The sequence below is a fragment of the Bradyrhizobium sp. 613_E4_N2_2 genome (assembly GCF_052075995.1).
GTDB classification, from domain to species: Bacteria; Pseudomonadota; Alphaproteobacteria; order Rhizobiales; family Xanthobacteraceae; genus Bradyrhizobium; species Bradyrhizobium barranii.
In genome coordinates, this window is sequence record NZ_CP197234.1 from 4,284,408 (window position 1) to 4,302,964 (window position 18,557).

Consider the following 18,557-nt stretch of genomic DNA (forward strand, 5'->3'; position numbering starts at 1 on the left):
GATCCCACAGCTAGATTTCATCGTCGCCTCGGTCGGAGGGCGGACAATTTGGGGGTGAGATCATGCGGAAGAAACTGGCTTTGGCGTCTGCGCTGCTGTCATTGGCAACGCCGGCATTTGCAGCTGACATCATTGCGCCCGCGCCGGTCAAAGCGCCGGTGGCGGCCCAGATCTTCAGCTGGACCGGCTTTTACATCGGCGCGCATGGCGGCGGCGCCTGGAGCAAATGGACCGGCATCGACCCGACCGATCCGACAGCGACCTGGAGCTCGGCCACGGCCAGCGGCGGCATCGTCGGGGGCCAGATCGGCGGCAACTACCAGATCAGCAATTTCGTGATCGGCCTCGAAGGCACCGGGGCCTGGTCCAGCGTCACACTCAATGCCGGCGGCCCGTTCGGAGGCGGTGCCGGCTTCAACTTGTCGCTGAAGAACGACTACATCGCCACGGTCGCCGGCCGTTTCGGCGTCGCTTTCGATCGCGTGCTGCTCTACGCCAAGGGTGGCGCGGCCTTCACCCGCGACAAGTACAGCGTCAACAACGGCCTTGCCGGCCCGCTCGCCGGTTCCGCCTCGGGCAGCTTCAATCGCACCGGCTGGCTTGCCGGCGGCGGCATCGAGTGGATGTTCATGCCGAACTGGTCGGTGCGGGCAGAGTACAACTATATGGGCTTCGGCACGATCACCGAGCAGCCGGTGACGACAGGCAATCTGGTGGCGACTCCAGCCAATGTGAAGCTGAACATCCAGACCGCCACGGTGGGCGTGAACTACCACTTCTGATCGGACGGAGCGCCACCGCTCGGCCGACTGGACCAACCCGTTCGGCGACAGCTGATGCCGCGCCGGGCGGCGCAGCGGTCCGATCCCTTGCGCAGCCGCGGGCCCGGTCGTCTTGACGCCGGATGCGCGGCTGGCAATAACGCTTTGCCGCGCAAGTGCCGGAACCCGCGTCAATGCCGCAAGGAAAGGCGTGCCCGTGAAAAGTCTCCGTCAGCTCCTGACGGGAGAGGACATCATCCAGCTCCTGATCCGGGTCGGCCTGCTTGGCCTGTTGATCATCTGGACCTTCCTGATCATCCGCCCGTTCGTCCCGATCCTGGCCTGGAGCGCCGTGCTTGCGGTCGCGTTCTATCCGGCCTTCAGCTGGGTCGCCAAGATCCTCGGCGGCCGCCCGAAGACCGCGGCCGCGATCCTCACCCTGATCACGCTCGGCATCGTCATTGGCCCGGCGACCTGGCTCGGCCTCAGCGCGGTGGACGGTGCGCGCGAGCTGGCGAAGCAGCTCGGCACCGGCGACCTCGCGCTGCAGTCGGCGCCAGAGCAGCTCAAGTCGTGGCCGGTGGTCGGCCCTTGGCTCTTTGATCTCTGGGATCAGGCCTACAACAACATCCGTGCGGTGCTGCGCGAGGTCGCGCCCTATCTCCAGCCACTGGCGGGACCCTTGTTGTCGCTTGCGGGCGATGCGAGCCTCGGCACGCTCCAGTTTCTGGTCTCGGTGTTCGTCGCCGGTTTCCTGTTTCCGCACGGACCGCGGCTGGTTGCAGCCGGCCGCGGCTTCCTGTTTCGCATCGTGCCCGAGCAGAGCGAGCATTTTCTCGAGCTTGGGGGCGCCACCATCCGCGCCGTGGCGCAAGGCGTGATCGGCGTCGCCATCGTGCAGGCGCTGCTCGCCGGCATCGGCTTCAAGATGGCAGCCGTGCCGAGCGCCGGCCTGCTCGCCTTCATCGTGCTGTTGCTGTCGATCGTGCAGATCGGCGCGTTCCTGGTGATCCTGCCGGTGATCATCTGGATCTGGACCGCCAAGGACGTCACCACGGCGCTGCTGCTCACGGTGTTTCTCGTCCTCGTCGGCTTCATCGACACCATGTTGAAGCCGCTGGTGATGGGGCGCGGCCTCACCACGCCGACCATCGTGATCTTCGTCGGCGTGATCGGCGGCACGCTCGCCCACGGGATCGTCGGCCTGTTCATCGGGCCGATCATCCTGTCGGTGGCCTGGGAGTTGATGATGGCCTGGATCAGGACCGAGGACCGGGCGGCGGCGAGCGAAAGCTGAGCTGCTCGCACGGGCTGTGGTCAAAGCGCCCCGCGAACTTGTCTATTCAACTAGACAAGTTACGATAGGGCGATTCTGTTTTCGATCTACGGCAGTAATGGCGAAGTCTTCCAAGCTGGTTGCCGCAAAACGCGGCAAGGTATTGTTGGTCAGACGGCGGTCGGACGGCCTGTGGATGTTCCCGGGCGGCCGCAAGCGTTCGCGCGAGTCCGACAAGGACTGCCTGCGGCGGGAGATCAAGGAGGAGCTGCCCAAGCTGAAGCTCGGCCGGATCAGCCTGTGGAAGGAAGTGACGGCCAGGAATAAGCGCTCCGGTCGCAAGATGAGCGACGCGATCTTCATCGCCAAGGGTGCCAAGGGCAGGCTCGAGATCGGCGACAAGAAGGAGATCGACCGGGCCGCCTGGCAGAAGCCGCGCGGCATCCGCCTGACGCCGACCTCGCGCTACATCCGCGATCGGCTGTTTCCGAGCAAGCCGCGGCGCCAGTGAGGAGGGGGGCCGCGTCTTCGCGGCGCCGGTGCGACAAATCGCCCGCTGGTCCACAACACGAGCCCGAAATCGACAGATCATCGTGCGGTCAGGTCGGCCTACCTTCGTGGTCTGATCGAGTCGGCCCCAGCCAGCCGCTATTGCTTGACCGCCAGCGTGTCCAGGCAGTGGTTGAGATAGACGGTGCGATCCCTGGGCAGCACCTTGTCGAGATCCGCCTTCAGTGCGCATTCGCGTTGCCGCATCTGCTCGGCCCGGCGCTTCTCGGCCGCCTCGCGATATTCGGGGGCAACCTTGTAGGGATCGACCAGTGCCTGCGAGCGGGCGGGAGCGGTCACGGCGAGCGCGATGGCGGCGATGATGATAATGAACTGCTTCAAATGAGCCTCCGTAAAAGGGCTCATGCTAGCGCGGGGGTAGCGAGGGCTCAAACGGCAAGTACGGTGGGACGACCGATAGCGCAGCCTGCGTCCGAGAGGCTGTCGGCGGAGTCGGTTTTTCAACGACCCGAAGTCGGCCAAGTGAAGTGGGGTAAGTGAAGTCGGCCAAGCGAAATCGGCCAAGTGAAGTCCATTCACTTCGACGCGTGGTCGATCTTGTGCCCGAGATGCCCGGTGTCGTGATCGCGACGCAACTGGCTCAGCGAGGTCTCGTTCAATTGATGCAAGACCTCGCTGAGCGGCGTCGCATCCGGATAACCTGCCGCAAATGCCTTTCCGTAGATCTTCCGCAACGTGCCGACCAGCGTGTTGCCGTGCTTCTTGCTGATCGCGCCATCCTTGTCCCGATGGCGGCCGTCCAGGCCCGGTTCCTTCATGTGGTTCTCCCTGTGCGGCGTCTTGAGCGCCTGGAGAGAGCGTGCTCCCAAACGAATTGGTTGGCAACGGGCGGCGCGCGGGAGTTGAGCGGCGGTTCGCTCCATCGCGAGAGCGTCGCGTTCGCGCTTCGCTCTCTTAGCTGTGAAGCCGCGTCAGATCGCGGTGGGACGGTCGGCGTATTACATGAGCGGAAGCGGACTCGATTGGAGCCGATATGATGCGTCTTGTTTTGGCCCTGGGCCTCTTGATCGTCTTGTGCACGTCTGCAGACGCCGCGCACCACGCTCGTGCGCACAATCCTGCGACACGCCATCCTCCGGTCGATCGTCTCGGCACGGAAGGGAATTCTCGCGTGCGCTTCGCGGTCCCCGGCTGGAGCGATGAAGCAACGGCGCGCTGGCTCAATAATGCCTCGTCCAACGTCGGCCGAGGCGGATAGCCACACCCGGAAGTGGGTGCGGGAAGATCGGCGGAGCCGTGTGAACCAGTTCACACTCGCGCTTCGAGACCGGTGCTATGAAGGCCTCATTGCTTTTACCGATTGATATTTTGAAAACGCCCCAGCGCTCCCTACCAGGCGCTGGGGTTTTCATTTCGATCACGATCACCGCTCGCGAAGCGTGATCGGACCGGACGGGTGCTTTCTGAAAAGTGCCGAAGGGCGGGCGCGACTAAGCGGCTTGCTCCTCGAACGAGGTGTAGACCTGCCCAGCCGGATCGACGATCTGAACGTCCCAGCACCCGTCTTCGACGAGCTCTCTGGCCTTCTTGAGGGCGGCCGCGAGTGACAGCCGCTTGAGGCTGACGACGCCTGCCGTGTCGAAACCGCTGATTTCAAACATGCCGTTCCTCCGGTTTTCCTGAATCTTACACCTTTCGAGGGCGTTGTCTCCCGGCTTTTGTGGCAAGGCCCTTGGAACTGCAGACAGCTGCAGCGTCCAGTGCAGCGCGGTGGCCGCCGTCGTGCCATCGGCCGACCCTGATGGTCGTGGCGCTCTCGTCGCGTTCAGGCGTCATTCAGAGGGGTTGTCTATCTTGCGGCCTTGGAGGACCGCTTCGATGTTGATCACCACTATTGCGACAATCCTTGCTCTTCATGGCGGTGCAACGGCGCCTGCCGCAGCTGTCGAACGCCCGCTCGAGGTGCAGTATCGCGGCGTACCGAGGCATCCGCCGCCGTGCGGCGATCATTGGGATCAGAGCGCCCGCGACGGGATGTGCTATCCCAACGGCTATCTCCGTCCCGAAGACCAGGCGGCGCTGCAGGGGTACTATCAGGGCCCGCGGCCTTACTATGGAATGCGCCGGCGTCCGGTGCCATGCGGCCACGGCGCTGACGTCGATATCCGCGACGGTGTCTGCTACCCCAACGGCACGGTTCCACTACAATTCCAGGACCGGCCAGAGAATTACTATCGGCGGTACTGAGAGACGGGCCGTCAGGCGTGAGGCCGGGTGTGCTCCGGATCAGTGCGCTCCGGATCAGTGTGCTCCTGATCAGCGTGCTCTTGATGAGCTAGCCGCGGAGCCGGTCCAGCGCCACGCTAAGCGGCCTGCTCCTCAAACGAGGTGTGCACGCGCCCAGCCGGATCGACGATCTGAACGTCCCAGCACCCGTCTTCGACAAGCTCTCGGGCCTTCTTGAAGGCGGCCGCGAGTGACAGCCGCTTGAGGCTGACGACGCCTGCCGTGTCGAAACCGCTGATTTCAAACATGCCGTTCCTCCGGTTCTCCTGAATCTTACACCTTTCAGGGGCCTTGTCTCTCGGCTTTGGTGCTTCGAAGCAGGCTGCCGCGTGACTCATTCCGTCGCTTCGCCCCCCGTAATCAGCCGGGGCGGCCGGGCCTGCCAGGCGGCCATGTCGCTAACGTGGAATTAATCCAAAATGCCCACAATTTTAGGCAGTTGTAGGTGGGTGCTGCGTAGAGGAGCCGTCGCGAGGACGTTCCGGCGTCGGCTTCCTTTTGCTCGCTCATTTGAGGTCAATGGACATGACCACGACATCCGAGGCGCAAGGCCTCGTCGAACAACTCGACCCCGCGGCGCTCGCGCTCGCAGTCGCAGCACTCGAGCCCGCAGCCCCGGAAGCTTCAGCACCGGCCAAGCGGTCCAGCCGGAAATCGGTCCTGGCACTGTCGGTGTGTGCCTTGGCCATCAATGGCGCGGCGGCGATCTATACATTGCCGGCTGATTTTCCGTCGCCGAATGTCAGCAGTCTGGCTGAACTGCTTCCGCGCCGGGAAGCTTCCGCGCCAAAGCCGGATCCGGTTGTCGCTGCCTTGAAGGACATTCAGTCGGCCCAGCAGCAACACACGGCTTCGCTGCAGGAGAACAACCACGCCTTGCAGCAAAATGCAGCCCTGCTGCAGCAGGATTCAATGGTGCTGCTGTCTCTGCGACAGAGCATCACGGACGAACGGGTGGATGTGAGGAAGATATCTTCACAGCTGTCCACGCTCATCGCGAAGGTCGATACGCTGCAAAATGCGATGATGTCGGACGTCACGTCCTCGATCCGAAAAGCGAATGCACGCTATGGACTGTCGGCAGCGATGCGGAAGCGGATGGTTCGGCAGTCGAAGTCTGTCGGGCCGGTTTCAGTTGGGGGAGCGCCGCTGAGTGTGCCGGCTGCGACGTCGGCTCCGGAAAGCTGAAGATAGTTCAAGCGAAGCAGTTGGCATTACTGGCCCTCGAGTTCACGTTGGCCGGTCTTCTTGTCATGCCAAGCAGGACACGATGGCAAGCACGACGTCTGCGCTTAGCTCCCCTGAGTACATCGTGAAAAGGATGCCAGCGCCAAGAACAACAGCAGAGACCTTGAGAATAATCATTTTGAGATCCCCTCGTGGGTGACGAGACACTGGACCCGGATTGTTTCCTGAGTGCTTCGCGTGATGCGGCGAACGGTTTCATTCACCGAGACGTTATCCGTGAGGGGCTGCTCGACTTAGAGGCCGCAACAGGGGCTGCTGCGCCCCGATGCATTTTCGAGATCAAGCCCGGGGGGCATCGCAATCGAGCTGGCGCGCGCCAACGGTGACTTCAAAACTCTCTCGCAAGAGCGAGCGCAAGGTCTCAGTTGCTCCGTTCCGACCTCCAGCCGGTTTCCCGATGTGAAATGGTGGCGGTGATATCTACATCTCTGCCGGCCGACTGGCGCCAGGCCGCCACGCCGAAACACACCGTCAGCGTTAGTGTCGTCAGCAATAGCAGCACCGACAGAAACTGGCTCACGCATACCCCCAAGCAAGATCACACACGAGGGCGCGCACATCTGGTTGATTCGGAAAATGCAGTCCGACTGACCTAGGGAGCGTTTTCCCCAAGGTTGCAGACCCGTGGACCAACACTCGTAGCCCTTGAGCCACCGCGACTCAGGAGCCGGCTCCGCACGCACCAGGCTTCTGCGCTTCACAAGGATTGGCCGGCTATTGCCGTCGCTACGGCATAAGCTTTGGCTGGATGCTCGATGGCAGCCTCGCCGGCCGTCGCTCTATGATAGAGGCGATTGTTGGAGGCGGTGACTTTACAGCGCTGTAGATCCCGTCCGACCGACCAAATTGGAATCGCAGCCCTAGATCTCGCGATGGAATTAGCTGGCAACGCAGTGAAGCGCTGACCCGCCGGTTCACGCTGGCGGCCCCCCTTTAGAATTCGCTAGTTGGGGGGGCTGCCGCTCTTGGCCTTGGACGAATGTTTCACTACCGGTTTGGCTGGCGTGGCCGGCTTCTTCGCTTCGCCGCCGCGGGCAGTTCCCCACGGATCGACTGCCTTCTGGTCGGGAACATTGCCGAGGGAGCGTTGATAGGCGCGCTCGGCCCGAATGTCGTCCGCCTTCTCGGCCTCCGTCTTGTCCTTGGACTCGCCGTACATTGGAACATGGTCCTCTGCCAATGCGGTCTGTGCGATCAGGGCGAACATGACAGCGACGGCGATCTTGCGCATCGAGAAACTCCCGGTTCTGTGACTAGCATAACATCGCACCGATTGCGGCATCAATGCATCGGAGTGGCGTCCGGCAGCGGCTGATGACTCATCGCCGCCGGTTGAGGCGGTAGAGATAAGCCCGCCGGCCCACAAGGTCGGCGGGGTTCTCTTGCGGAGCAGGCTAGTCATCATCCGCCGACGAGCCGTTAGTTCGCTAGTTGAGCGCGCGCCTGTTTGACATTGCGTGAGACGACACAATCGTAGGCCGATAAAGCGGCATCGGTCGCTAACTCAACCATTTCTCGATAGGCGGCGTCGTTCGTTTGAGTGAAGCTTTCGCGGATTGCTCTGGCAAGCTGTTCGTCGGATATGGCGTCGCCCGGGGCCGCTCGTCCGGTGAGTCGGCTATACAGATTCAAGCGATACACGTCGGCGGCGATTTGCCAGGCCCAATCCTCCAGTCCCAGTTGTTGAACCACCCGGTCGACCCCTTGCTCTACGCGCAGAAAAATTGGGGTAGTCGACGCTGGGCATAGAAAAAACTAACTCAGGTTAGAAAAAAATCTGCCCTACAAATTCAGGTGGAAGCCGCCGCTCGAGGCGCGCGCCGGTTCAGGCACCAACAAATACGCCGCCGGGCTCTAATACATTGTCCCGGCGGCGGTGTTCATTTCCAGCCCCGAGATGGGAACTAACAAAAACCTCGGATAGAGATTTTACGCACGAAACCTGGGAAGGTTTCAGGCTGCCGGTTCACGCTGGCGGGCCTTGGCAGGCCCTGCAAACTCCTGTTGATGTGGCCGAGGAAGCTGTCACATTACTTTGACAGACAGGTGCCAATTTGGAAGGCGCTGGGATTTCAGAGCCCAGACAGGAATACGCGGCGAACGCTGCCAAGCGAATATATTCCGCTTGTGCAGCGTTCAGTATCCTCTCAATTTCGGGAGTTCGGCGTGTTTGATGCTGAAATGACTGCGCTGCTCAGGGCGGTGCTCGATGAAGTTTGCGAGAATATTCCTGTAAGCGAGACGGGCGCCAGAGCGTACGTTGCTTCGAAGCTGCTCGATGCCGCGGCACATGGACAGTTCTCAACCGACGCGTTGAAAGCAGCGGGTCGCGAGGCCTTGAACCCACCAACGATGTGGCGCTGATTGTCCGCTCCACATCACTCGATCACATCGTATTCGAAGGCGACGCCCTCCGGGTCGTTCTCCTCAAACCATCGTTCCGCGGCGCCCACCGTCGCGAAGACCTTGATGTGATCGATGTCGCCGACCTGCTTGGGGTGTTGCGCCGGCCGTAGTGGGGCTCTTTCGCGCGCATGGAGCGCATCTGCCCGGATCTGGCGGACGGGGAGGGCGTGCTGCCGCTTGAGCGCGCCGGCCTGGTGGCGATCGCGAGCAATTGCCGCGCTGCCATCCTCGACGCTCAGATCGGCAATCAATTTGCCAACAGAGTGCCCGCACACGGCTTTTTCGGTCGGCTTGTGATTTCGCTTAAATTATTGTTTCGGCTTGGTGAGCGCGCTGGGGCTCGAACCCAGGACCCCGTGATTAAAAGTCACGTGCTCTACCGGCTGAGCTACGCGCTCCCATGGCCGCTGATGGCTTTCAAGATCGATCGCCATCGTCTTCGGACATTCGAGAAGCATGTCTTGCCGCTGCCTCAACTGGCGTCGCGGGGAAAAACCGGCTGTTTCCGGATCATGCTTTCGGCCCGCGCTGTGTAGGGGGATGGGGCGCTGAGGTCAATAGTGCGAGTGGCGGCCCAAACTCTTGGCGGAGGCGGGGATTCGCTCGCGGTATCCGCCGCTTAGGCCGGAATTTTCAACTCGATTGGCGGCCCGCTATCCACGCCGAACAGCGCCGGTGGCTTGCCGGCGCGGAGGTTTCACCCGCGCCGAGAGGCCGTTCGTTCGTCAGTTCGCTTCCCGCCGCACTTCGCTCGGCACCGGCTGCGGCGTGCCGGCGGGGGTCGGCAGGGCCACGGGGCGCAGGCCGATCAGCTCGGCGGTGCGGATCGCGCTGTCGCGCCAGAACTGGAACGAGTTGATGCGGCTGAGCTCGAGGATCGCGATCGCGACCGCGGCCAGGAACGGCAGGCTTTGCAGCACCAGTACGCCCGCGAAGATGTAGATCTCGGTGATCTGGCGATAGCTGTTGGAGGCGATCAGCACGCCGGCGCCGATCACCAGCAGGGTGCCGATCACGGCCTCCCAGAACGCCTGGAACTCGATCGACATCCTGGACAGGCCGCCCTTGGAGGTGCGCGCGAACGCGATGTGCTCGGTGATGAGACCTTGTGCCACCGCGCGCGACACCGTCCATTGCACGCTCATCGCCGCGATCATCGCGCCCATCATCTGGCCGGGTTTGATCGCGACGCGCGCGCGGTACATCGACAGGAAGTGCGCGAGCGAGACGATGAAGGCGCCGATGATCGGTAGCGTCAGGATCTTGTCGGGGATGGCGATGTCGGCGAAGGCGACGATCGGGACCCAGACGAGGTTGAGCAGCGCCACCACCACGCCGAGGCTCTCGGCGCCGAGCCAGTTCAGCCAGCCCAAGCCATATTCGCGCTTCTGGTCGGGCGTCAGCCGACTGCGGCCGGGCAGGAAGTTCCGCCAGTGCTTCTTTACGATCTGGAGGCCGCCATAGGCCCAGCGGTGACGCTGCTTCTTGAAGGCCTCGTAGGTGTCGGGCAGCAAGCCCTGGCCGTAGCGGTGATTGGTGTAGTGGGTGGTCCAGCCGAGTTGCTGGATCGCGAGGCCGAGATCGCTGTCCTCGCAGATCGTGTCGGACGACCAGCCGCCGGCCATGTCCATCGCGGCGCGGCGGATCAGGCACATCGTGCCGTGCACGATGATGGCGTTGGCTTCGTTGCGCTGGACCATGCCGATGTCGAAGAAGCCGGCATATTCGCCGTTCATGATGTAGTGCATGATCGACAGGTCGCCGTCGCGATGCTCCTGCGGCGCCTGCACGAGGCCGACGCGCGGGTCGGCGAAAGCAGGCACGAGGTCCTTCAGCCAGTCGGGATCGACGACATAGTCGGCATCGAGGATGCCGATGATCTCGGCATCGACGGCGGTGCGGTCCATCGCGATCCGCAGCGCACCGGCCTTGAAGCCCTGCACCTTCTCCGCGTTGATGAACTTGAAGCGTTCACCGAGCGCGCGGCAATGGTCCTGGATCGGCTGCCAGAACGCGGGATCGGGCGTGTTGTTGATGATGACGACGCATTCGTAGTTCGGATAGTTCAGCCGCGACAGCGCATCGAGCGTCTGCTTCAGCATCTCGACCGGCTCGAAATAGGCGGGGATGTGGATCGAGACCTTCGGGTAGTAATTCTCGGGAACGTTCTCGACCGGCTTGCTCTTGGAGAGCAGCCGCTCCGGCGGCCGGCCCAAGGCCACCGCCGCGATCTCGTCGACGCGCGCCATCGCGATGAGGACAAGGGGAACAAGCAGGATCATGCCGAGCGTGAGCGCGAAGGCCGAGCCGAAGATGAAATAGTGGTCGTTCCAGAACGCGAACACGGTCGCAGCCCAGGCGCCGACGCCGTTGGCGGTCGCCGACAGCAGGAACGCCTGCCTGGCGGTCGGCCGCTCCAGCCGCAGGATCGGCAGCGACAGGAGGATGCCGACCAGCAGCGCAATTCCCATCAGCTTCCAGTAGTCGGGGTTTTCGACCGGGCCGGTCCAAGCGAATTTCGGCTCGCGGCTGGCGTTGAGGATGCCCCAGTACGGGCCGACGCCGCCCTCGAAATATTTCCAGGGCTGATCGATGGCTTCGACGATGTTGTATTCCATGCCGATGGCTTCGGCGCGGCTGACGAAGTTGCGCAGGGTCAGCGCCTGCTGGAACGGACCGGGGTCGGCGTTGCGAAGGTTGTAGCCCTGGCTCGGCCAGCCGAATTCGGCGATCACGATGCGCTTGCCCGGGAACAGGTTGCGCAGCAGGTTGTAGCGGTCGACGGCCTGGTCGACCGCCTGGTCCGAGCGGAAGTTTTCCCAATAGGGCAGCACGTGGGCGGCGATGAAGTCGACGTTGGAGGCAAGGTCGGGATTGTCGCGCCAGATGTTCCAGATCTCGCCGGTCGTGACGGGCACGCGGACCGAGCCCTTCACCTTCTTGATCATGTCGATGAGGTCTTCGACCTTCTGCTCGCCGCGGTAGATCACCTCGTTGCCGACCACGACGCCGACGACGTTGCTGTTCTTGCGGGCGAGCTCGATGGCGGCCTTGATCTCGCGCTCGTTGCGATCCTTGTCCTTGTCGATCCAGGCGCCGACGGTGACCTTGAGGCCGAACTCGGCCGCGATCGGCGGCACCAGCTCGACGCCGCCGGTGGACGAATAGAGACGGATCGCACGCGTCATCGTCGACAGCGTCTTCAGGTCGGCGCGGATTTTCTCAACGGTCGGAATGTTGTCGATATCGGGGTGGGCCGCGCCTTCGAACGGGGCGTAGGAGACGCTGGGCAGCAGGCCTTTGAAGTCGGGCGCGGGTTCCCTGTCGCGCAAGACTCCCCAGATGCCGGCGTGAAGCACGGACACAAGCAACAGAACGGCGGCGACAACGCGCATCGCGGCTAAACCAAAAGGGGCTGAGGTGGCAGGGAAGCGGATCCGACCCCGAGATCCGACCGAGTCCGCGGCAAATGGAGCATACCTCTGCCGCGCGGTTTCACAACTGTCATGGCCTCATGACCGTATGAGGGCATGACAGTTTCGGAATGTGCGGCAGTGCCAACCGCTTCTATCGCCGATCGTTCCTGAACGGCGGCTGAAACGATCGCGGCTATTTCGAGGGCGCCGGTGTCGGGCTTGCCGCAGGCGCGGGGCTCGCGGCCGGCTGCGGGGCCTGCGAATTGCCCGTGGTTGGCGCCGCCGGCTGGGAGGCGCTGGCTGACGCCTGCTGCGGCTGGGATGCCGGATTGATCCAGCAGGCGTGCACGCGGCTGTCCAGGGTCTCGGCGACCTTGGGATCGATCTGGCCGCCAAAGCGGGTCAGGCAGCGGAACGCGGCCTGGATGTGGCCGCCGGGGCAGCCGAAGCGGTCGTAGAGGTCGAGATGGCGGAACGCGGTATCGAGGTCGTCGCGCCACATCAGCCGCACCACGCGCCGGCCGAGCCAGACGCATTCGGGGTTGCCGGCCGGGCCGTTGATGACCTGGGCTGCTTCGGCGAACTCGTCGGTGCGGCGCTGGTTCTGGGCGGCGTCCTTGGCGGCGGCATCGGCGGGCTGGGCGGCTGCCTTGCCCTGGTCCGGGGCGGGCGTGCCGCTCTGGGCAGAGGCGCCACCGAGACCGACCATCACGACCAGGGAGGAGACGGCCAAGGTGGCGGCGAACTGCCGCAGGACCGCATTTCGTAACTCGAACACCCGTTGCCGCATGAATTCCCCAATATATCAGCTGACCGCCCGCGCCAGGACCTCGCGGACTCGCCGGTGATGGCGTCCAAATGGGTCCCCAATGCGGCGGCAAAGTCCTGCCGAGTCCATGACCTGAATTTGAAATTTTGTCCAGCAAAGTCACGATCCTAGGCCTCTGTCGAACGGCCGCAGGTAAATTCCTCGGGGGAGGGAAGGATCCATCCCGGACACACCCCTTGGCAGATGGCGCGTGAGCAGGTAATCGACGGCACCTCGCGGAGGACGGAACCGATTTCTCTTCGTACGCCACTGGCGCTTCTGCTCGTTTCACTGGGTGCGATTGCTGCCGTGTGGTGGTGGCTGGCCACGCCAATCACGCTCGCGCGCGCCCCGATCGACCCGGCCGACAAGGTCCAATGCGTCTCGTATGCGCCGTTCCGCGGGGAACAGTCGCCGCTGAACGCGTGGACCCATATCGAGGCCGACCAGATCGAGCAGGATTTGCGCCAGCTCAAGGAGATCACCGACTGCGTCCGCACCTATTCGATGGAGAACGGGCTCGACCAGGTGCCGGCGATCGCCGCCAAGGTCGGCGGGCTGAAGGTGCTCCAGGGCATCTGGCTCTCCAGCAACCGCGCCAAGAATTTTGAGCAGGCCGCGCTCGCTGTCCGCCTTTCCAAGGAATTTCCCGGCATCATCACCAGCGTCATCGTCGGCAACGAGGTGCTGTTGCGCGGCGAGATGACGACGGCGGACCTCGTCTCCATCATCCGCTCGGTGAAGGCGCAGGTCAGCGTGCCCGTCACCTATGCCGACGTCTGGGAGTTCTGGCTCAGGAATCGCGAGGTCTATGACGCCGTCGACTTCGTCACGATCCACATCCTGCCTTATTGGGAGGATGTTCCGGTGAAGGCGAAGTTCGCAGCGAGCCATGTTGAGGCGATCCGCGAGCGCATGGCGGTCGCGTTCCCCGGCAAGGAGATCCTGATCGGCGAAACCGGCTGGCCCAGCGAAGGGCGCATGCGCGAGGGCGCGCTGCCGTCGCGCACCAACCAGGCGCGCGTCGTCTCGGAAATCCTGGGCCTGGCGAAAGCGAACAAGTTTCGCGTCAATCTGATCGAGTCCTATGACCAGCCCTGGAAGCGCAAGCTGGAAGGCACCGTCGGCGGCTATTGGGGCCTGTACGACTCGGTGCGCCGGAATCTGAAATATCCGCCGGGCCAGCCGATCAGCAATTTCCCGTACTGGAAATGGTACATGGGCGCCGGCATGGGCCTCTGCGTGCTGGTGTTCGCGGTCGCCGGCCTCACGCTGCGCAGGCGGCCGTGGACGCCGCGCTTCTCGGCCTGGCTCGGCGTCGCGATCTCGGCGACCTCAGCGGGCACCCTGCTCGGGATCGGCGCCGACAAGATGTACTATGAGAGTTACGGCATCGGCGGCTGGCTGCACTGGGGCGCGCTGCTTCTGGCCGGCATCCTGTCGCCGATCTTCTGCGCGCAGGCGATGGTGATCGGCCGCAGCCTTCCGACCTTCCTCGATCTGCTCGGCCCGCGCGAGGGCCGCAAATGGTCGAAGCTCACCGCCGTGCTCGGCCTGACGCTGGCGGTGACCGCGGTGATCGCGACGCAGACCGCGCTCGCCTTCGTGTTCGACTCGCGCTACCACGACTTCCCCTACGCCTCGCTGACGATGGCGGTGGTGCCGTTCGCGGTGCTGATGCTGAACCGGCCGCAGATCGGCCAGCGTCCGATCGCGGAATCGGTATTCGCGGGCCTGCTCACGCTGGCGGCCGCCTATGTGCTGTTCAACGAGGGCCGCGAGAACTGGCAGTCGCTGTGGACCTGCGCGATCTACTTGCTGTTCGCGTTCACGCTGTGGCGGGCGCGGGCCGAGCAAATCCAAGAATGAACAGGCCGATCGCAAGGCCCGACAGCACGACATTGTAGAGCACGATGCCGAGGCCGGCGGCGACGATGCCGACGGTCAGCAGCACGATCGACGGCCGCATCAGGTTCAGCGTCGCAACCACCAGCGCGACGATGCCGAACACCGAATTCTTGAACAGCACCGTCGAGACTGTGCGCGCCTTGCAGATCAGCGTCTGCAGGCCAGCGTCACAGGCGAGGCCGACGGTCGAGTTCTCGATGCCGAGATAGCGCAGATAGATCGCATAGCCGACGGACACGAAACCGACGACGATCAGGAACTGCACCTGGTAGGGCGTGAGGCGGAAGGGCTTTTTTGTCATGGGCGCAATATGGTCGGGATGACGGGAGGGGGCAACAGGCGAGGTGGATATTTCTGGTCGCTTGCGCTGTTCGACGAGTCATTGGTCGACGGCCATTGACGCCCCAATTTGATGAGAGGCCGCAGTGATCTAACTCGTGCGCGTCCCTACCGCCTGAAGAACGACGACAGCGTCGATCCCGCCGAGGCCGTCTCCGGCTTCGCCGGTGCGGCCGGCGGCTGAGGCGCGGGTGCAGGCGCGGGCTCCTCGCGCTTCGACGAGCGTTTTGAGGAGTAGCTGCGGCGGCGCTTCTCCGGTTTGGCGCCAGGAGCGGGCGCTGGCGCAGTCTCGGCTTGCGGGACGGCGTCCTGGTTCTTGTCCGCGTTCTTCTCCTGAACCCGGTCCTGAGTCTTCTCTTGTCCCTTCTCCGCTCCGCCGCGCATCGAGAGGCGCTGGCCGTCGAACACGGTGGTCTCGCAATGGCGGTCGTTTTCGGCGAGGCCCGCGCAGAGCTTTGCGGCAGCGGCGGCATTGATCAGCGGGCCGGCGCCCAAGCGGAGCTGCATGCCGAGGCCGGCATTGCCTTCCTTGATCATGATGATCGGCCGCAGCGCCGCGATCTCCGGATTGGACTTGATCAGGCCGCGCCAGAGCGCGCGCAGGCCGTCGAGCGAGTTGGCGCCGCCAAGGTCGATGGCGAAGCGCGTCTGCTGGACCGCGATTGCAGGGGCCTCGCTCTCGGCCGTCTCCGGCGGCTTGGCTGGCGCCGCGGCGACCTCGGTCGGGGCGGGCGCCTGTTCGGGCTTCTTCTCGGCGGCCTTCTCCGTCGTCTCGGGCTGCGTCAGCTTCGATGCGGCGGGATCGGGTGGCGCCATGATCGACTTGGATGGCACCAGCGGAAGCATGGGCAGTGCCGACGTTGTCAGCGGCGACTGCGATATCAGCGAGGCCATGGCGGCGTTCTGCGGCGGCGGGATCAACTGATCCTTTGCGGCCTCCTTCAGAGCGTCCTTTGTCGGCTCCTTCGCCTGGTCCTTCGCGGCTGCCGCGCGCGGCTTGTCACTTGGGAGAGCCGGCGTCGAGGCGACCGGCGCGACGCTCGGCGCCGCGGGCTGGGTGTCAGGCGCCGGCGCGTCCTGCGGCTTCGCGCTCTGCTTGGCGATGGCGCCGGTGACGGAATTCATCCCTTGCTCGAGCACGGTGACGCGCGAATAGAGCCGGTCCCGATCGGTGTTCAACGTCTCGATGGCGGAGGCGAGGCGGCGAGCCTCGTTCTGGCTCTCCTTGGTCAGCATCTGGAGCCGGTCGGCCTGGCGCGACAGATCGGCCGACGCAACCTGGTCACGGCGCCAGCCGAGCTGGGCCTGATTGGCCATCACGGCCATCACGACGGCGCCGACGGCAACCACGCCCCACGCGCCCAGCCGCCACATCATGCTGCGGTCGACCGCGCTTTCCTCGGCCAGAAGTCCGGAGAACAGCCCGCCGGTCTCCTTGGTCCCGAAGGCGTCCGCCAGTGGGTCGGAATCCTTTGCCATGAACGTTAAGTGCCCAGCCCCGAACAGCTTCCCCGAATCAATCAGGGAACATTAACAGGAAAACCCCGTCGCACTTGAATTCCGGGCGTTTGCGGGGGTAGCAAGGCGACAGCTCATGACGGCATCGGCCTGCCGCCGCCCGTTGATTCGGCCATGTTTGACAGGATTTCGATGACCGCCCGTTCCAGCCTCACGATCGTACTCGCCGCCGGCGAAGGCACGCGCATGCGATCGAACCTGCCGAAAGTGCTGCATCCGGTCGCCCACCAGAGCCTGCTCGCGCACGTGCTCGCCGCTACACCGAAGGGAACCGGCACCTCGCTCGCCGTCGTGATCGGCCCCGACCATCAGGCGGTCGCGGACGAGGCGAAGCGCATCCGTCCCGATGCGCTCACCTTCGTGCAGACAGAACGGCTCGGCACCGCGCATGCGGTGCTCGCGGCGCGCGAGGCGATTGCGCGGGGCGCGGACGATCTGCTGATTGCCTTCGGCGACACGCCGCTGATCTCGGCCGAGACCTTTGCGCGGCTGCGCGCGCCGCTCGCGAAGGGCGCGGCGATCGCCGCGCTCGGCTTTCGCGCCGCCGATCCCACCGGCTATGGCCGCTTCATCGTCGAGGGCGACCGTCTGGTCGCGATCCGCGAGCATGCCGATGCCAGCGCGGAAGAGCGCAAGATCGATCTGTGCAATGCCGGCCTGATGGCGATCGACGGGCGCCGTGCGCTCGCGATCCTCGACAAGATCGGCAATGCGAATTCGAAGGGCGAGTATTATCTGACCGACGCGGTCGGCGTCGTTCGTGAACAGGGATGGGAGGCCGTCGTGATCGAGACCAGCGAGGACGAGGTGCGCGGCATCAACACCAAGGCGCAGCTCGCGGAGGCCGAAGGCGTGATCCAGGCGCGCTTGCGCAAAGCGGCCCTGGAAGCAGGCGTCACGCTGATCGCGCCCGAGACCGTTTATCTGTCCGCCGACACCGTGTTCGGCAATGACGTCACCATCGAGCCGTTCGTTGTGATCGGTCCGGGCGTGTCGATCGCCGACGGCACGGTGATCCATTCCTTCTCGCATATCGTGCAGACCACGCTCGGCAAGAACGTCTCGATCGGCCCCTATGCGCGGCTGCGACCCGGCACCTCGCTCGGCGACGGCGCGCGGATCGGCAATTTCGTCGAGACCAAGGCCGCGACGCTGGAGGCCGGCGTCAAGGTCAACCATCTCTCCTACATTGGTGACGCCACCATCGGCGCCAATTCCAACATCGGCGCCGGCACCATCACCTGCAACTACGACGGCTTCAAGAAGCACAAGACGGTCATCGGGCAGGGCGCCTTCGTCGGCACCAACTCATCGCTGGTCGCACCGGTGAAAATCGGCAACGGCGCCTATATCGGCTCGGGCTCGGTGATCACCCGCGACGTGCCCGACGACGCCATGGCGCTGGAGCGCAATCAGCAGACGATCCGGGAAGGCGGCGCTGCGCGCTATCGCGAGATGAAGACGGGCGGCAAGAAGCCGGAAAAGAAGCCGGAGAACTAAGCGCCAACTGCGGTGTCCTCTCGCTTTGTGCGCGATCTGACTGGTTTTCTGATCGACACATTCGTCACGGGGATGGAGCGACTGCTGCTGCGGGAAGTGAACGAGTACGATCCGCCCGAGATTTTGGCCCTCGTCATCGGGCTGGCGTTCTGGGCGCTCCTCATTTCCCTCGTCTGGGCCGTGATGCTGGGGTGGTAAGGCGCGCCGCTATTCGTCGTCGGAGAATTCCGAGAAGATCGCGCGCGTCAGGCGCCAGCCGCGCGGCTTGGCGCGTTTCGCAGGTTCTCCGGCGGTGTGCTTGACGAAGACGGGCTTGCTTTCCTTGCCGCGCTGGGGCGGCGGCCAATGCGCAAGGTGCGTGCCAGTGGTCTCGCTGGCGTGGGCGTACATCGATGACAGGCCTTTGCGGCCGGACGAGCTTTTCATGACCTTACTCCCTGGTCGGGAATCGTTGGTCAAACTTATTGACAACAAGTTAATGCGCGCGGTTTAAGGCCGGCCAATTCGACGCAGTCGAAGCCGGATGCGAAACGGTGCTGTCTCAATCAGCAATAATTATTGAGTATCTGGTTCCTTAGGAA

22 protein-coding genes and 1 tRNA gene are annotated in these 18,557 nt (G+C 63.9%); 9 read left to right on the forward strand and 14 right to left on the reverse strand.

All coding sequences use genetic code 11. The annotated features are described in order from the left end of the window. Positions 1-62: 62 nt before the first annotated feature. From AB7290_RS20535 to AB7290_RS20545, 3 genes are all read left to right on the forward strand, one after another. Positions 63-782 (forward strand): outer membrane protein, encoded by a 720-nt coding sequence (locus AB7290_RS20535; protein WP_085404719.1) that lies wholly within the window; start codon positions 63-65, stop codon positions 780-782. 190 nt (positions 783-972) lie between these two features. Further along, positions 973-2,058, forward strand: coding sequence for an AI-2E family transporter (locus AB7290_RS20540; protein ID WP_085404720.1), 1,086 nt, complete (start codon positions 973-975; stop codon positions 2,056-2,058). Positions 2,059-2,155: 97 nt separating this feature from the next. Then, positions 2,156-2,548 (forward strand): NUDIX hydrolase, encoded by a 393-nt coding sequence (locus tag AB7290_RS20545; RefSeq protein WP_028152127.1) that lies wholly within the window; start codon positions 2,156-2,158, stop codon positions 2,546-2,548. A gap of 137 nt (positions 2,549-2,685) precedes the next feature. Here the strand turns inward: AB7290_RS20545 and AB7290_RS20550 are convergent, their stop codons facing one another. From AB7290_RS20550 to AB7290_RS20560, 3 genes are all read right to left on the reverse strand, one after another. Continuing rightward, the gene (locus AB7290_RS20550) at positions 2,686-2,928 is read right to left on the reverse strand and encodes a hypothetical protein (protein WP_085404721.1); all 243 of its coding nucleotides are present in this window, start codon (positions 2,926-2,928) and stop codon (positions 2,686-2,688) included. Between the two features lie 194 nt (positions 2,929-3,122). Beyond that, on the reverse strand, positions 3,123-3,365 hold the full coding sequence (locus AB7290_RS20555; RefSeq protein ID WP_028152129.1) for a hypothetical protein: 243 nt from the start codon (positions 3,363-3,365) through the stop codon (positions 3,123-3,125). 672 nt (positions 3,366-4,037) lie between these two features. Next, the gene (locus tag AB7290_RS20560; protein ID WP_167541702.1) at positions 4,038-4,208 is read right to left on the reverse strand and encodes a hypothetical protein; all 171 of its coding nucleotides are present in this window, start codon (positions 4,206-4,208) and stop codon (positions 4,038-4,040) included. Between the two features lie 217 nt (positions 4,209-4,425). On the opposite strand from AB7290_RS20560, the gene AB7290_RS20565 reads away from it, so the two are divergent. Then, positions 4,426-4,794: a hypothetical protein gene (locus AB7290_RS20565; RefSeq protein ID WP_049807936.1), complete on the forward strand. Its 369-nt coding sequence runs from the start codon at positions 4,426-4,428 to the stop codon at positions 4,792-4,794. Positions 4,795-4,910: 116 nt separating this feature from the next. Here the strand turns inward: AB7290_RS20565 and AB7290_RS20570 are convergent, their stop codons facing one another. Then, positions 4,911-5,081, reverse strand: a complete 171-nt coding sequence (locus tag AB7290_RS20570; protein ID WP_201266259.1) for a hypothetical protein — start codon at positions 5,079-5,081, stop codon at positions 4,911-4,913. A gap of 271 nt (positions 5,082-5,352) precedes the next feature. Between AB7290_RS20570 and AB7290_RS20575 the strand changes: the two genes are divergently transcribed. Next, positions 5,353-6,021, forward strand: a complete 669-nt coding sequence (locus AB7290_RS20575) for a hypothetical protein (RefSeq protein ID WP_085404722.1) — start codon at positions 5,353-5,355, stop codon at positions 6,019-6,021. Positions 6,022-6,442: 421 nt separating this feature from the next. Here the strand turns inward: AB7290_RS20575 and AB7290_RS20580 are convergent, their stop codons facing one another. The 3 genes from AB7290_RS20580 to AB7290_RS20590 form a co-directional block, all read right to left on the reverse strand. After that, positions 6,443-6,601: a hypothetical protein gene (locus AB7290_RS20580; protein ID WP_244623041.1), complete on the reverse strand. Its 159-nt coding sequence runs from the start codon at positions 6,599-6,601 to the stop codon at positions 6,443-6,445. Positions 6,602-7,024: 423 nt separating this feature from the next. Beyond that, positions 7,025-7,312, reverse strand: coding sequence for a hypothetical protein (locus AB7290_RS20585; protein ID WP_085404723.1), 288 nt, complete (start codon positions 7,310-7,312; stop codon positions 7,025-7,027). A gap of 188 nt (positions 7,313-7,500) precedes the next feature. Continuing rightward, a complete protein-coding gene (locus AB7290_RS20590; RefSeq protein ID WP_085404724.1) occupies positions 7,501-7,773 on the reverse strand; it encodes a hypothetical protein in 273 nt (90 codons plus the stop codon). A gap of 435 nt (positions 7,774-8,208) precedes the next feature. Between AB7290_RS20590 and AB7290_RS20595 the strand changes: the two genes are divergently transcribed. Next, positions 8,209-8,445, forward strand: coding sequence for a hypothetical protein (locus AB7290_RS20595; protein WP_085404758.1), 237 nt, complete (start codon positions 8,209-8,211; stop codon positions 8,443-8,445). 14 nt (positions 8,446-8,459) lie between these two features. Here AB7290_RS20595 and AB7290_RS20600 read toward each other — a convergent pair whose 3' ends face one another. From AB7290_RS20600 to AB7290_RS20615, 4 genes are all read right to left on the reverse strand, one after another. Beyond that, positions 8,460-8,738 carry a hypothetical protein gene (locus AB7290_RS20600; protein WP_085404725.1) on the reverse strand — a complete coding sequence of 93 codons (279 nt, stop codon included), beginning with the start codon at positions 8,736-8,738 and terminating at the stop codon, positions 8,460-8,462. Positions 8,739-8,809: 71 nt separating this feature from the next. Next, a tRNA-Lys gene (locus AB7290_RS20605) sits at positions 8,810-8,885 on the reverse strand. Between the two features lie 327 nt (positions 8,886-9,212). After that, on the reverse strand, positions 9,213-11,882 hold the full coding sequence (locus AB7290_RS20610) for a glycosyltransferase (RefSeq protein WP_085404726.1): 2,670 nt from the start codon (positions 11,880-11,882) through the stop codon (positions 9,213-9,215). Positions 11,883-12,096: 214 nt separating this feature from the next. Then, positions 12,097-12,693 (reverse strand): beta-1-3, beta-1-6-glucan biosynthesis protein, encoded by a 597-nt coding sequence (locus AB7290_RS20615; RefSeq protein WP_085404727.1) that lies wholly within the window; start codon positions 12,691-12,693, stop codon positions 12,097-12,099. Between the two features lie 222 nt (positions 12,694-12,915). On the opposite strand from AB7290_RS20615, the gene AB7290_RS20620 reads away from it, so the two are divergent. Beyond that, positions 12,916-14,580 carry a glycoside hydrolase family 17 protein gene (locus AB7290_RS20620; RefSeq protein WP_094184464.1) on the forward strand — a complete coding sequence of 555 codons (1,665 nt, stop codon included), beginning with the start codon at positions 12,916-12,918 and terminating at the stop codon, positions 14,578-14,580. Here the strand turns inward: AB7290_RS20620 and AB7290_RS20625 are convergent. Beyond that, the gene (locus AB7290_RS20625; RefSeq protein ID WP_028147889.1) at positions 14,540-14,920 is read right to left on the reverse strand and encodes a hypothetical protein; all 381 of its coding nucleotides are present in this window, start codon (positions 14,918-14,920) and stop codon (positions 14,540-14,542) included. The genes AB7290_RS20620 and AB7290_RS20625 overlap by 41 nt on opposite strands. Before the next feature lie 146 nt (positions 14,921-15,066). Further along, positions 15,067-16,437: a hypothetical protein gene (locus AB7290_RS20630; RefSeq protein WP_085404729.1), complete on the reverse strand. Its 1,371-nt coding sequence runs from the start codon at positions 16,435-16,437 to the stop codon at positions 15,067-15,069. Positions 16,438-16,608: 171 nt separating this feature from the next. Here AB7290_RS20630 and glmU point away from each other — a divergent pair, with 171 nt between their 5' ends. Both glmU and AB7290_RS20640 read left to right on the forward strand, forming a co-directional pair. Continuing rightward, positions 16,609-17,976 carry a bifunctional UDP-N-acetylglucosamine diphosphorylase/glucosamine-1-phosphate N-acetyltransferase GlmU gene (glmU, locus tag AB7290_RS20635; protein ID WP_085404730.1) on the forward strand — a complete coding sequence of 456 codons (1,368 nt, stop codon included), beginning with the start codon at positions 16,609-16,611 and terminating at the stop codon, positions 17,974-17,976. Positions 17,977-17,988: 12 nt separating this feature from the next. Then, positions 17,989-18,174 carry a hypothetical protein gene (locus AB7290_RS20640; protein ID WP_144030846.1) on the forward strand — a complete coding sequence of 62 codons (186 nt, stop codon included), beginning with the start codon at positions 17,989-17,991 and terminating at the stop codon, positions 18,172-18,174. A gap of 9 nt (positions 18,175-18,183) precedes the next feature. Here AB7290_RS20640 and AB7290_RS20645 read toward each other — a convergent pair whose 3' ends face one another. Beyond that, complete coding sequence (locus AB7290_RS20645; protein ID WP_085404731.1) at positions 18,184-18,402, reverse strand: hypothetical protein; 219 nt, start codon at positions 18,400-18,402, stop codon at positions 18,184-18,186. Positions 18,403-18,557: the final 155 nt, after the last annotated feature.

Excerpts from the sequence above, each read along its gene's own strand:
- AB7290_RS20545 (WP_028152127.1), top strand. The coding sequence starts at position 2,156 with ATGGCGAAGTCTTCCAAGCTGGTTGCCGCAAAACGCGGCAAGGTATTG.
- AB7290_RS20535 (WP_085404719.1), top strand. The coding sequence starts at position 63 with ATGCGGAAGAAACTGGCTTTGGCGTCTGCGCTGCTGTCATTGGCAACG.
- AB7290_RS20565 (WP_049807936.1), top strand. The coding sequence starts at position 4,426 with ATGTTGATCACCACTATTGCGACAATCCTTGCTCTTCATGGCGGTGCA.
- AB7290_RS20625 (WP_028147889.1), bottom strand. The coding sequence starts at position 14,920 with ATGACAAAAAAGCCCTTCCGCCTCACGCCCTACCAGGTGCAGTTCCTG.
- AB7290_RS20630 (WP_085404729.1), bottom strand. The coding sequence starts at position 16,437 with ATGGCAAAGGATTCCGACCCACTGGCGGACGCCTTCGGGACCAAGGAG.
- AB7290_RS20570 (WP_201266259.1), bottom strand. The coding sequence starts at position 5,081 with ATGTTTGAAATCAGCGGTTTCGACACGGCAGGCGTCGTCAGCCTCAAG.
- AB7290_RS20585 (WP_085404723.1), bottom strand. The coding sequence starts at position 7,312 with ATGCGCAAGATCGCCGTCGCTGTCATGTTCGCCCTGATCGCACAGACC.
- AB7290_RS20615 (WP_085404727.1), bottom strand. The coding sequence starts at position 12,693 with ATGCGGCAACGGGTGTTCGAGTTACGAAATGCGGTCCTGCGGCAGTTC.
- AB7290_RS20645 (WP_085404731.1), bottom strand. The coding sequence starts at position 18,402 with ATGAAAAGCTCGTCCGGCCGCAAAGGCCTGTCATCGATGTACGCCCAC.
- AB7290_RS20560 (WP_167541702.1), bottom strand. The coding sequence starts at position 4,208 with ATGTTTGAAATCAGCGGTTTCGACACGGCAGGCGTCGTCAGCCTCAAG.
- AB7290_RS20555 (WP_028152129.1), bottom strand. The coding sequence starts at position 3,365 with ATGAAGGAACCGGGCCTGGACGGCCGCCATCGGGACAAGGATGGCGCG.
- AB7290_RS20610 (WP_085404726.1), bottom strand. The coding sequence starts at position 11,882 with ATGCGCGTTGTCGCCGCCGTTCTGTTGCTTGTGTCCGTGCTTCACGCC.
- AB7290_RS20620 (WP_094184464.1), top strand. The coding sequence starts at position 12,916 with ATGGCGCGTGAGCAGGTAATCGACGGCACCTCGCGGAGGACGGAACCG.
- glmU (WP_085404730.1), top strand. The coding sequence starts at position 16,609 with ATGACCGCCCGTTCCAGCCTCACGATCGTACTCGCCGCCGGCGAAGGC.
- AB7290_RS20575 (WP_085404722.1), top strand. The coding sequence starts at position 5,353 with ATGGACATGACCACGACATCCGAGGCGCAAGGCCTCGTCGAACAACTC.